The organism is Ruegeria sp. AG1 (assembly GCF_056541705.1).
Map to the genome: position 1 here is coordinate 232,329 of NZ_JBQFYU010000008.1, position 12,449 is coordinate 244,777.

The 12,449-nt window shown below is 61.1% G+C and carries 11 protein-coding genes; 5 read left to right on the forward strand and 6 right to left on the reverse strand.

Annotated elements, in window-relative coordinates; genetic code table 11:
* Positions 1-19 precede the first annotated feature (19 nt).
* The 4 genes from coaBC (at position 20) to ACR0B5_RS14460 (ending at position 4,815) form a co-directional block, all read left to right on the forward strand.
* Positions 20-1,216 (forward strand): bifunctional phosphopantothenoylcysteine decarboxylase/phosphopantothenate--cysteine ligase CoaBC, encoded by a 1,197-nt coding sequence (gene coaBC, locus ACR0B5_RS14445; protein ID WP_480541291.1) that lies wholly within the window; start codon positions 20-22, stop codon positions 1,214-1,216.
* A gap of 16 nt (positions 1,217-1,232) precedes the next feature.
* Entirely contained in the window at positions 1,233-1,688 is a 456-nt protein-coding gene (gene dut, locus ACR0B5_RS14450) for a dUTP diphosphatase (protein ID WP_480541293.1), read from the forward strand.
* Positions 1,688-2,737, forward strand: a complete 1,050-nt coding sequence (locus ACR0B5_RS14455) for a HesA/MoeB/ThiF family protein (protein WP_480541295.1) — start codon at positions 1,688-1,690, stop codon at positions 2,735-2,737. Before dut ends, ACR0B5_RS14455 begins: the two co-directional genes overlap by 1 nt.
* Positions 2,738-2,799: 62 nt before the next feature.
* The gene (locus tag ACR0B5_RS14460; RefSeq protein WP_480541297.1) at positions 2,800-4,815 is read left to right on the forward strand and encodes a M3 family metallopeptidase; all 2,016 of its coding nucleotides are present in this window, start codon (positions 2,800-2,802) and stop codon (positions 4,813-4,815) included.
* Positions 4,816-4,846: 31 nt separating this feature from the next.
* Here the strand turns inward: ACR0B5_RS14460 and ACR0B5_RS14465 are convergent, their stop codons facing one another.
* The 6 genes from ACR0B5_RS14465 to ACR0B5_RS14490 are packed head-to-tail and all read right to left on the reverse strand — an operon-like array spanning position 4,847 to position 11,414.
* Entirely contained in the window at positions 4,847-5,779 is a 933-nt protein-coding gene (locus ACR0B5_RS14465; protein WP_480541299.1) for a 2-hydroxyacid dehydrogenase, read from the reverse strand.
* A gap of 15 nt (positions 5,780-5,794) precedes the next feature.
* On the reverse strand, positions 5,795-6,934 hold the full coding sequence (gene rodA, locus ACR0B5_RS14470) for a rod shape-determining protein RodA (protein ID WP_480541301.1): 1,140 nt from the start codon (positions 6,932-6,934) through the stop codon (positions 5,795-5,797).
* Positions 6,931-8,880 (reverse strand): penicillin-binding protein 2, encoded by a 1,950-nt coding sequence (gene mrdA, locus ACR0B5_RS14475; RefSeq protein ID WP_480541303.1) that lies wholly within the window; start codon positions 8,878-8,880, stop codon positions 6,931-6,933. Before mrdA ends, rodA begins: the two co-directional genes overlap by 4 nt.
* Positions 8,877-9,413: a rod shape-determining protein MreD gene (locus ACR0B5_RS14480; RefSeq protein WP_170468813.1), complete on the reverse strand. Its 537-nt coding sequence runs from the start codon at positions 9,411-9,413 to the stop codon at positions 8,877-8,879. Before ACR0B5_RS14480 ends, mrdA begins: the two co-directional genes overlap by 4 nt.
* Complete coding sequence (gene mreC, locus ACR0B5_RS14485) at positions 9,406-10,308, reverse strand: rod shape-determining protein MreC (RefSeq protein WP_170480731.1); 903 nt, start codon at positions 10,306-10,308, stop codon at positions 9,406-9,408. Before mreC ends, ACR0B5_RS14480 begins: the two co-directional genes overlap by 8 nt.
* A 59-nt stretch (positions 10,309-10,367) precedes the next feature.
* On the reverse strand, positions 10,368-11,414 hold the full coding sequence (locus ACR0B5_RS14490) for a rod shape-determining protein (RefSeq protein ID WP_039523195.1): 1,047 nt from the start codon (positions 11,412-11,414) through the stop codon (positions 10,368-10,370).
* A gap of 155 nt (positions 11,415-11,569) precedes the next feature.
* On the opposite strand from ACR0B5_RS14490, the gene ACR0B5_RS14495 reads away from it, so the two are divergent.
* The gene (locus ACR0B5_RS14495) at positions 11,570-12,355 is read left to right on the forward strand and encodes a 23S rRNA (adenine(2030)-N(6))-methyltransferase RlmJ (RefSeq protein WP_480541305.1); all 786 of its coding nucleotides are present in this window, start codon (positions 11,570-11,572) and stop codon (positions 12,353-12,355) included.
* Positions 12,356-12,449: the final 94 nt, after the last annotated feature.

A 12,449-nucleotide genomic window follows, 5' to 3' on the forward strand; every position in this document is an offset into this window, starting at 1 on the left:
GGGACGGGAAGGGCTAAACATGCTGTCATCCAAACGCATTCTGCTGATCATCGGCGGTGGCATTGCGGCCTATAAGTCGCTCGACCTGATCCGACGGCTGCAAGAGCGTGGGGCTGCAGTCACGCCGGTGCTGACCCGCGCCGCCGAGGAGTTCGTGACGCCGCTGTCGGTCTCCGCACTTGCAGGCCAGAAAGCCTATCGCGACCTCTTCGACCTGACGGACGAAGCCGAGATGGGGCATATTCAACTGTCGCGCTCGGCTGACCTGATCGTGGTTGCCCCAGCTACCGCAGATATGATGGGCAAGATGGCGGCAGGATTGGCCAACGATCTGGCTTCGACCCTGCTGATGGCCACGGACACGCCGGTTCTGTGCGCGCCCGCCATGAATGTGCGCATGTGGGACCACCCCGCGACCCAGCGAAATCTGAAACAATTGCAGCAGGACGGCATCCGCTTTGTAGGACCCAACGAGGGCGACATGGCATGTGGCGAATATGGTCCGGGCCGGATGTCCGAACCTCTAGAAATCCTTGCTGCCGTTGAGGCGCAACTGGCCGACGGGCCGTTGAAAGGTAAACGCATCCTTGTGACCTCCGGCCCGACACATGAACCGATTGATCCGGTGCGCTACATCGCCAACCGCTCATCCGGGGCGCAGGGAACTGCCGTTGCCCGCGCCTTGGCGGCGCTCGGGGCCGAGGTGGTTTTTGTCACTGGCCCTGCCGACGTTCAACCGCCCCAAGGCGTGCAGGTCGTGCAGGTTGAGACAGCACAGCAGATGTCTGACGCGGTGGATGCGGCCCTCCCTGTGAATGCAGGTGTGTTTGCCGCCGCAGTCGCCGACTGGAAAGTGGCCACCGCCTCGGATCGCAAATTGAAGAAAAGCCGCGATGGCCTGCCCTCGCTGGAGTTCGCCGAGAATCCCGACATCCTGAAACGCGTCTCGCAGATGGGTGCGGGTCGCCCTGATCTGGTTGTGGGCTTTGCGGCGGAAACCGACGATGTGATCGACAACGCGACGGCAAAGCGCGCCCGCAAGGGATGCGACTGGATCGTGGCAAACGACGTCAGCCCGGCAACCGGCATCATGGGTGGTTCGGAAAATGCAGTCGTCCTGATCTCGGATCAAGGGGCCGAGAGCTGGCCGCGTATGGACAAAGACATGGTCGCCGCGCGTCTTGCACAAAAGATCGCCGACGCGCTGGCCGGATAAGACAGAAGGAATACAGATGGTAGCTATCCGCGTGATCCGGGAAGAGGGGGCAGATGCCGCTGTTCCCCTGCCTTCATATGAGACCTCAGGCGCGGCCGGTGCTGATGTGCGCGCCAACCTGCCCAAAGGCGAGTCGATTTTCCTGGAGCCGGGGCAGCGCGCCCTTGTCCCCACCGGCCTGCGAATCGAAATCCCGGCGGGGTATGAGGTGCAGGTCCGCCCGCGGTCCGGCTTGGCATTGAAGCACGGCATCACCCTGCCCAACACGCCGGGGACCATCGACAGCGACTATCGCGGCCCGCTGGGAGTGATCGTCATGAACGCAGGGCAGGACCGGTTCGAGGTCACCCACGGAGAACGCATCGCGCAGCTGATCGTCGCGCCTGTCGTGCAGGCCACATTCGAACTGACCGAAACCCTTGGCGATACCGCGCGTGGGTCGGGCGGGTTCGGCTCAACCGGGCGGGGCTGATGCTGCTGGTTCTGGTCCTTGCCGCGGGTCTGTGGGGCATCGGCTATATAGCGGGCGTGTCCCGGACGGCGCGTGTGACCTCGGTCAGTGTGCTTATGGCCGGGGTGATCCTGTCGCATTTGGTTTTGCCGAGTGGTCATCCTCTGCGCGAAGCAACCGGAGGATCGGCGGCGCTTTGGCTGATGCTGGCCGGGGCGGCCGCTCTGGTCATGGTCTATGGCAAGGGGCTGAAAGCGCTGCGAAATCGGGCGCAGCCCGAAGCGGACAAGACCGAGGCCAAACCCTCGGACCGGTTCACTGCGACAGAGCTGGACCGCTATGCCCGCCATATCGTTCTGCGCGAACTGGGTGGACCGGGGCAGAAACGGTTGAAAAAGGCGCGCGTGCTGGTGATTGGGGCCGGGGGTCTCGGCGCACCGGCCTTGCAGTATCTGGCCGCAGCGGGTGTGGGTACGATCGGGGTGATCGACGACGACGTGGTCGAAAACGCCAACCTCCAGCGTCAGGTCATTCACCGCGACGCCGATATCGGAATGCCCAAAGTGTTTTCGGCCCAGCAAGCGATGGAGGCACAGAACCCCAATGTTATCGTTCTGCCCTACAATCGGCGCCTGAGTGAAGAGATCGCGCGAGACCTATTGGGCGACTTTGATCTGATCCTGGATGGTACCGACAATTTCGAAACCCGCTATCTGGCCAATCGCACGGCCGTTGCGTTGGGCAAACCGCTGATCTCGGGCGCACTGTCGCAATGGGAAGGGCAGCTGAGCGTCTTCGACCCGGCCAAGGGTGCCCCCTGCTACCAGTGTATTTTCCCCGAAGCTCCGGCAGCCGGTCTTGCCCCGTCCTGTTCCGAGGCAGGCGTGATCGGCCCCTTACCGGGCGTGGTTGGGTCCATGATGGCGGTTGAGGCGGTCAAGGTGATCACCGGGGCCGGCCAAGCGCTGCGCGGTGAAATGCTGATCTACGACGCGCTTTATGGTGAAAGCCGAAAGATCACCCTCTCCAAGCGCTCTGACTGCCCGATTTGCGGCGCCGGTGGTGAATAAACGTAGTGTTGCTCTGGATCATCTGACCGGCCCTTCCTAGGTTGTGGTCAAAGGAGATCTGAATGACCAACCCGATCCTGTCCAACTGGACCACTCCGTTCGAACTCGCCCCTTTTGCCAAGATTTCGGATGATGATTTCGCCCCCGCTTTGGATGAGGCGCTGCAGGCGCATAACGCGCAGATCGACGCGATCGCCACAAACGCCGAAGCCCCGAGTTTCGCCAACACGATCGAAGCGCTTGAGGCGGCGGGTGAGCAACTGGACAAAGTGCTGTCGGTTTTCTTCACAGTTGCGGGCGCGGACAGCAATCCGAAACGCGAAGAGCTACAGCGAGAGATTTCGCCAAAGCTAGCGGCGCATTTTTCGGGGATATCCTCGAACAAGGCGCTGTTCAAACGTGTGGCGGACCTGTGGGCGCGGCGCGATGATCTGGGCCTAAGTGACGAACAAGCGCGCGTGCTGATGCTGTCTCATCGCGGTTTTGTCCGAGCCGGTGCTGCGTTGGAGGGCGAGCAGGACGCCCGGATGCAAGAGATCAAGGCGCGGCTGGCGTCACTTGGAACATCCTTCACCCAAAACCTGCTGGCGGATGAGCGCGACTGGTTCATGGACCTGTCCGAAGATGACCTGCAGGGCCTGCCGGATTTCGTCGTGGACGCCGCACGCGCGGCGGGTCAGGAAAAAGGCGCCGTTGGTCCCGTAGTCACCCTCTCGCGGTCGATCATTGTGCCGTTCCTACAGTTCTCACCCCGTCGCGACCTGCGCGAGAAAGCCTATCGCGCCTGGACCGCGCGCGGGGCGAATGGTGGTGACACCGACAACCGCGACATCGCCGCCGAAATCCTCAGCCTGCGCGAGGAACGCGCCAAGCTGTTGGGCTATGACAGCTTTGCCGACTACAAGCTGGAAACCGAAATGGCCCGTTCACCCGACCGCGTCCGCGACCTGCTGATGCAAGTGTGGGAGCCTGCGAAGGCGCGCGCCGACGCAGATGCCGAAGTTCTGACGGCGATGATGCAGGAAGATGGTGTCAACGGCCCTCTGGCGGCATGGGACTGGCGCTACTATGCCGAGAAACGCCGCAAGGCCGAGCATGATCTGGATGAGGCCGCGCTGAAACCCTACCTGCAACTGGATCGAATGATCGAGGCCTCGTTCGCCTGCGCCAACCGTCTGTTCGGATTGGAGTTCAAACCGCTGGACGTGCCGCTCTACCACTCAGATTGCCGAGCGTGGGAGGTGACGCGCGGCGGTAAGCATATCGCGGTATTCATTGGTGACTATTTCGCGCGTGGGTCCAAACGGTCGGGCGCTTGGTGCAGCGCAATGCGAGGTCAGGCGAAGTTCCCCAAGGAGCAGGCTCCGGTCGTGATCAACGTGTGCAACTTCGCCAAAGGCGATCCGGCGCTGTTGTCCTATGACGACGCGCGCACACTGTTCCATGAGTTCGGGCACGCCCTGCATCAGATGCTGTCGAACGTGACCTATGAAAGCATTTCGGGCACGTCCGTGGCGCGCGACTTTGTCGAACTGCCAAGCCAGCTTTACGAACATTGGCTGGAGGTCCCCGAGGTTCTGGCTGAGTTCGCCACCCACGCGGACACCGGTGAGGCAATGCCGCAGGAAATGCTTGAGAAAGTTCTGAAAGCCGCGAATTTCGATCAGGGGTTCCAGACGGTGGAATACGTCGCCTCAGCCTTGGTTGATCTGGCCTTCCATGAAGGCGCTGCCCCGGCGGATCCGATGGCGAAACAGGCCGAGGTCCTGGAAAGCATCGGCATGCCCGCAGCCATCGGCATGCGCCACGCGACCCCACATTTCGCGCATGTTTTCGCGGGCGATGGCTATAGCTCGGGCTACTACAGCTACATGTGGTCCGAAGTGATGGATGCCGACGCATTCGAGGCCTTTGAAGAGGCCGGAGGGGCATTTGATCCGGAACGCGCCAAAGCTCTGGAAGACAATATCCTGTCCACTGGCGGCTCGCGCGAGGCTGAGGAGCTGTATCTGGCCTTCCGGGGCCGGATGCCAGGTGTCGAAGCCTTGCTGAAAGGGCGCGGCCTGATCGCAGCTTAAACCGTTCTCTTCCAGCCCTTGGATCGAGGGATCAATACCCCAGCTGGCGATCCACCAGATGCACGAACGGCTCGCCAGCTTCCCCGCGCCGGATATTCTCGACGATCACCTGCGCCGCTGTGACCGGCCTAGTTTCCGAGGCGATATGCGGCGTCACCGTTACGTTCGGATGCGCCCAGTAGGGATGATCGGCGGGCAGAGGCTCAACCCGGAACACATCAAGAGTGGCATGTCCGATCTGGCCTGTGTTCAACGCCTTCAATAGCGCGTCATCGTCGATCAGAGGCCCACGCCCCGGATTGATGATCCGCGCGCCTTTGGGCATTAACGCAAGGGTTTCGGCGTTCAGGGTGTTCTCGGTTGCGGGTGTATCGGGCAACAAGAGGACGGCGATCTCGGCCTTTGACAGAGCCTCTCGCAACCCGTCTTCGCCGCTCAGGCAGGTTACGCCGGGGACGTCTTTGGGGGTGCGGCTCCATCCGGTGATGTTGAAATTCAATGCGGCTAGCGCTTGGGCAGCCTCCTGCCCCAATGCGCCAAGGCCCAGAATGCAGACCTGACGTTCGTTCGCCAGCGGCGGCGCGTCAGGCGTCCACACACCATCTTGCACTTTGATGTGCTGGTCCATCCCCAGATGATAGCGCAGCACATGCCCCACGACCCATTCGGTCATGCCTTGGGTTAGACCGTGATCTACCATCCGCGCCAATGGGACTGTAAGCGTTTCGTTCCCTGAGATCTTCTCGACCCCGGCCCAGAGGCTGAGAACCGCTTTCAGCCTTGTATAAGGCGTGAAATTCAGCAGCCCGCCGCTTGGGGCGTAGACGATGTAGTCCACCTGCTCTTCGGGGAGTTCGGTTGCCAGATTGAAGGCGACGCCTGCCTCTTGCAGTCCTTCGGTCAGAAGCGGCTGGTACACCGGCCAAAGCTCAGGGCGCGCGGAGAACAGGATATTGACATGCATGGACGGGCTTTCCGATCAGCGGGGGCGGTGGATATGGGCGCTTTGCACGACACCGAAGGCGGCCATCAGAACCAGCATGGCCGACCCGCCATAGCTGACCATGGGCAGAGGCACGCCGACAACCGGAGCCAGCCCCATCACCATCGACATGTTGACCGCAAAGAACAGGAAGAAGTTCAGCGCGATCCCCATGGTGACCAGCGATGAGAACCTGTCTTTGGTCGACAAGGCCGTAACCATGCAAAAGATCAGGATCAGCGCGTATAGCAGTAATAGGGTGATGCCACCGACAAAGCCAAACTCTTCGGCCAATGTGGTGAAGATGAAATCGGTGTGTTTTTCAGGCAGGAAGTTCAGTCGTGATTGCGTGCCCTGCATGAAGCCGCGCCCATTCCATCCACCCGATCCCAGGGCGATCTTGGATTGGGTGATGTGATAGCCCGCGCCCAGCGGGTCGGTCGAGGGGTCAAGAAACGTGTCGATCCGGCGGAACTGGTAGTCCTTCAGCAACTGCCACTCGGTCCCTCGGCTATTGAAAACAGCTGCAATCAAGCCGACCACGGCTGCGATCACGGCCGCGAAATAGGCCCAGTGGACACCGGCCAGAAACATCAACCCTCCGCCAGCGGCCAGCAGTAGGATCGAGGTCCCAAGGTCCGGCTGGCGCAGTACCATGAAGGTAGGGATCAAGATTAGGATGACCGGGATCAGAACCCAGAGCGGACGCGAGGTTTTATGCGAGGGCAGCCAGTCGTAATAGGCCGCCAGCAACATCACCAGCGCGACCTTCATCACCTCGGACGGCTGCAAACGCATGAACCCAAGGTCGATCCAGCGCTGTGCGCCCATGCCAATCGTGCCGAACAACTCCACAAACACCAGCAACGCGATCGAGGCCAGATAGGCCAGCACCGACATGTTGCGCCAGAACCAGATCGGCACCAGTGCGACGATGAACATCACTGACAGGCCCAGCCCGAAACGTTCGATCTGAGGCTCGGCCCACGGCATCCACGACCCACCGGCCACCGAATACAGCATCAGGAACCCGGCACTGGCCGTGCTGATCAGCAACAGCGTCAGCGGCCAGTTCATGTACAGGAATTTTCGGAACCCCGATGGCGTGGATTTGACCGCATATTCAAGATAGCTCATGCGCGGTCCTTCTCGCTGGGGCGCGCTTTGGGGCGGCGGTCGCCCTCGAGCCGTTTCTGCTGTTCTTTGATGCGCTCTCGATCTCCGGCCGGGTAGGCCTCGAGCGGTGGGGTGCCGTTGTAAAGCGCCTGAAGCATGATGTCGCGCGCGACCGGGGCCGCCGCCTTGGAGCCGCCGCCGCCATGTTCAACCACAACCGCAATGGCGTATTTGGGTTTGTCGTAGGGGGCGAAGCTGACGAACAGCGCATGGTCGCGCCGTTCCCATGGCAGGTCCTCGTTGCGGATCACACCTGCGGCGCGCTCCGCTTTGGTGATGTTGCGTACCTGACTGGTGCCTGTTTTTCCAGCCATGCGGAGGTCATCGGCGATGATCCGGCTGCGATAGGCTGTGCCGCGCCGGTCGTTTGAGACCGACCACATCGCCTCGCGGATGTAGTTCAGATTGGCCGGGCTGATCTCAAGCGGTTCACCCGCGCCCGTTGGCTGTTCGACCCCATCAATCGAGCGGACCAGTCGCGGCTTCACAGCTCGACCGGTGGCGATCCTCGCGGTCATCACGGCAAGTTGCATGGGCGAAGCCAGCATGAATCCCTGCCCGATTGAGGCGTTGGCCGTATCGCCGCTCAACCATTCCTCACCATGGGTTCTCAGCTTCCACTCCTGATTAGGAGCCAAACCTGCCCGAACGGCGGACATGGGGATGTCGTGCTTGATGCCAAGCCCAAGGGTTCGCGACATTTCCGAGATTTTGTCGATGCCAACCTTCAACGCCACGTCGTAGTAGTAAACGTCGCAACTGCGCTTTAGCGACGTATTGAGGTCGACCGTGCCGTGCCCGCCGCGCTTCCAGCAGTGGAAGCGACGGCTACCGACCTTGAGGTGGCCGGGGCAATAAACAGTGCTGCCGGGGCCAACGACGCCGGCTTCAAGCGCGGCCAAGGCGGTGACCATTTTGAAGGTCGATCCGGGCGGATAAGTGCCCTGAACCGTCTTGTTGGCCAGGGGGCGATATTTGTCCTGCGTGAGGATCTGGTAATCCGCGACCGAGATACCGCGCACGAACAGGTTGGGGTCGAAGCTGGGGGCCGAGGCCATCGCCCGCAGATCGCCGGTTTCGCAATCAATGACAACGGCGGCGGCGCTTTCTCCGGCTAGCCGTGCCTGCGCATACTGTTGTAAGTCCGCGTCGACCGAGAGTTGCAGATCAGCGCCCGGTTGGCCTTCCTGCCGGTCCAATTCGCGCATGACGCGGCCGGTGGCGTTGACCTCGACCCGCTTGGAGCCTGCTTTGCCGCGCAGGTCGATCTCTTGCTTGGCTTCCAACCCGACCTTGCCGATCTGGAAGCGGGGGATGCGCAGCACCGGCTCTGGGTCTTCGATCTGGCTGAGGTCATAGTCGCTGACCGGGCCGACATAGCCGACGATATGGGCGAAATCCTCGTAGCGCGGGTATTGCCGGGTTTGTCCGACCTCAGGCGTAACACCGGGCAGGGCGGGCGCGTTGACGGCGACTTTCGAGATATCCTCCCACGTCACCTGATCGACCAATGTGACCGGCAGGAACGGGGCCGAGCGGCGCATTTCCGTGCGCGCCCTTTCGATCTCGTCCTCGTTCAGGGGGATCAGGTCCGAGAGTTTGGCGATCACCTTGTCGATGTCACCGGCATCCTCGCGCACAATGACGATGCGGTAGGACGGTGAGTTCTGCCCGATGACCTGCCCATTGCGGTCATAGATGCGCCCCCGCGTCGGCGGGATCAGGCGGATATTGATGCGGTTTTCTTCGGCCAGAAGGCGATATTCATCCGCTTGGTCGACCTGCATATACCGCATGCGCGCGGCCAACCCGCCAATGAAAACCGCCTGCAGACCGCCCAGCAGCAAGGCCCGCCGGGGCAGACGTTTATAGGCGACACCTTCGCTTTTGATTTTGCGCTGTTTCATGCACGCGCCCCCGCAGCACTGGCATCGGCGGCCGAGACGCGGCGCACGCCGAATACACTCTGAGACAGCAGCACAATGACCGGATAGGCCAGAATTGTCAGCACAAGCTGGATCATAACCGGTAACAAAGCCGCCTGATCGACGGACAGGATCGCAAGGATGACCCGATTGCCGAGAAAGACGCCAGCAACGACGGCACTGACCGACATCCATTCCGCTACAAAGCCCGCATCTCGCATCCCCGGCGCCGCAGACCGCAAGTATGCCGCGCCCAGCACCACCAAAGCGGCCAACAGACCCGGCGGGCGTTGCAGCAGCAGATCGGCCAGCAACATGACCAAAGCGACCAAAACGGTTGGCACATAGTCCGGCCGTCGAAGCACCCATGCAAAGGTCAGGACGATCAGAAAGTCCGGAAAAGGCCAGCGATCCGGCTGCGTATCCAGCGGCAGCAGATGCAGGAACAAAACAAACACCGCCAGCGCCCCATAAAGACCGCGCATCGCCCATTTGTGAGAGGCCGGTTTATCCATCACCAGCTTCCTCGGGTGACAATGATGCAGCGGGGCGCGAGGGGCCAACGATCTGACCCGGATCGCGGATTGTAGGGGCCGAGTTGTAGCGAAGAACGCGCAGAAACTCCAACCGTTCGAAATCGGCGGAAAGACGTACGCGCAGGCGGCCTCCGGGGTCGGCGGCGATCTGACCGATCAGCAGACCGGCGGGAAACACACCGCCATCGCCCGAGGTCACGACCCGGTCGCCGGGGCGCACAAGCTCACGGTTTTCCAGAAACTCGACCGACGGGGCAGGAGTGTTGTCGCCTGTTATCAGTGCGGTCTGGCCCGAGGGCTGGATGGTTGCGGGAATGACGCTTGAGGCGTCGGTCATCAGAATGACGCGCGCCGTATCCGGACCGACGCCCGAGATACGGCCAACCAGGCCGATCCCGTCCATCGTGGCCCAGCCATCGACGATCCCGTCCCGTTCCCCTACATTCAACAGCACTGACTGCCGGAACGGAGAGCCACTATCGGCCATCACAACGCCAGTGACATAGGTTAGGCGCGGATCGAGCCGCACATTGTTCAAATCCAGTAGCCGCGCGTTTTCCTGTTCCAGCTGCAACGCTGCCTCTTTCCAGGCGCGCATCAGCCGCAGTTCCGAGCGCAGCTCGCGGTTCTGCTCGCTCAGGCTCTGATAGCTTTGGAAATCACGGAACAGGTTGACGGTTGCGGTGACCGGAACCATGGCCCAATCCATTGACGGCACAACAGCATCCACAACCTGCGCGCGGAACCGCTCAACTCGAGGGCTGTCGATCCGCCAGACAATGAAGATGCCCAGCAGGCACAGCACAACAATCCCCAGAAGCAGACGGCGCAGTGGGGCCGTGTAGTCATCGCGCTGTGATCGGTCTTTTGCCACAGGTTACCTTCCCGTGCTGCTCGGGCCGAATTTACCCTATTTTCTAAAGGGTGCGCGCCTTAGCTTTCGTAGTCAATCGCGTGGCGCAGCTGTTTTTCGTATTCTAGCGCCTTGCCGGTGCCCAAAGCCACACAATTCAGGCTTTCATCGGCGATCGACACGGCCAGTCCTGTCTGTTCGCGCAGAGCCAGATCCAGATCCCCCAGAAGCGCTCCGCCGCCGGTGAGCATCACGCCGCGATCCACAATATCCGCGGCCAGATCGGGGGGCGTGGTCTCTAGCGCGGTCATCACAGCCTCGCAGATTTGCTGGACGGGTTCCGATAGTGCCTCGGCCACCTGAGCCTGGCTGATCTCGATTTCTTTTGGCACGCCGTTCAGCAGGTCGCGACCACGGATATGCATCGACTGGCCGCGGCCATCGTCGGGCATGCGCGCGGTGCCGATGGTGGTCTTTATGCGTTCAGCGGTGGATTCGCCGACCAGAAGGTTCTGCTGACGACGCAGGTATGAGATGATCGCCTCGTCCATACGGTCTCCACCCACGCGGACTGAGCGGGCGTACACGATATCCCCCAGCGACAGAACCGCGACCTCGGTGGTGCCGCCGCCGATATCGACAACCATGTTGCCGGTCGGATCGGTGATTGGCATGCCAGCCCCAATCGCCGCTGCAATCGGTTCGGCAATCAGACCCGCGCGGCGCGCTCCTGCGGACAGAACCGACTGACGGATCGCGCGTTTTTCAACCGGGGTCGCGCCATGCGGGACGCAGACGATGATCTTCGGCTTCGAGAAGGTCGAACGCTTATGCACTTTGCGGATGAAATGCTTGATCATTTCCTCGGCGGTGTCGAAGTCCGCAATGACACCTTCGCGCATTGGGCGAATGGCCTCAATCGAACCCGGTGTTCGGCCCAGCATCAGCTTGGCGTCTTCGCCAACCGCCAGAACCTTTTTAACGCCATCCTTGACGTGATAGGCCACAACCGAGGGTTCAGACAGGATCACACCGCGCCCCTTGACGTAGACCAGCGTGTTTGCCGTTCCAAGGTCGATAGCCATGTCCGCTGTGAACAGGCCGCCCAGATTGCCAAAGATCCCCATGTTTCCCTTGATCCTGTATGTCGGTTTTTCTACTGCCCGCGACTCGACGGTTCCGGGACGGATGACTTATAGGGTGCCAACTCGCCCGGTAAAAGGGCTGATTCCGCGGCAATCAGCACCTTTTCGCCTCATTTGCAGGGACTGTAGAAGGCAATATGCTCTCATATCAACATATTTACCACGCCGGGAATCTGGCTGATGTGCAAAAGCACGCTTTATTGGCATGGACGCTGTCCTATCTGACCCAAAAGGACAAACCGCTGACCTATGTCGAAACCCATTCGGGACGTGGGCTCTACAGGCTAGATTCAGACGAAGCCCGCAAGACCGGAGAAGCAGCTGCCGGGATCGAGCGGGTGCAGCAGGGCGCATGGTTTGGCGATGATCATCCGCTGGCGCAAGCGATCGGGATGACCCGCGCGCGTTTTGGAAAGGCCAGCTACCCTGGATCGCCCTTGATTGCGGCCAGCTTGTTGCGGTCTCAGGACAGTCTTCACCTCGCCGAATTGCATCCGCAGGAATACACGGCATTGTCCCTGGCAGTGCCAGGGGGCAATACGCGCGTCTACAAGCAAGACGGATATGAGCTGGCGCAGTCCCTGCTGCCGCCGACGCCCAGACGGGGTATGCTGCTGATTGACCCCAGCTACGAGGTGAAGGCGGAATATGACCGCCTTCCGGGGATCATCGCCAAGCTGCATCGCAAATGGAATGTCGGAGTGATTGCCTTGTGGTATCCGGTCCTTAAGGATAGCCGTCAAAAGCCGATGGTGGATGCGCTGACTGCTCAGGATTTCCCAAAGGTTTTGAAACACGAGGTGACATTCCCCGCAGCGCGCAAAGGGCATGGGATGGTCGGGTCGGGAATGTTCGTGATCAACGCGCCTTTTGGTTTGGATCAGGAAACCCACAGATTGTCCGGGTTGTTCAAACAACTCTGAGGTCAAGCCGAGGAACAAGCAAAGCTCCCGCCCCGTTTGCCTGCATCAAAGATGCCGCCAAACGCGTTGGGCCCGGCAGCGCGCCGCAGGCGCG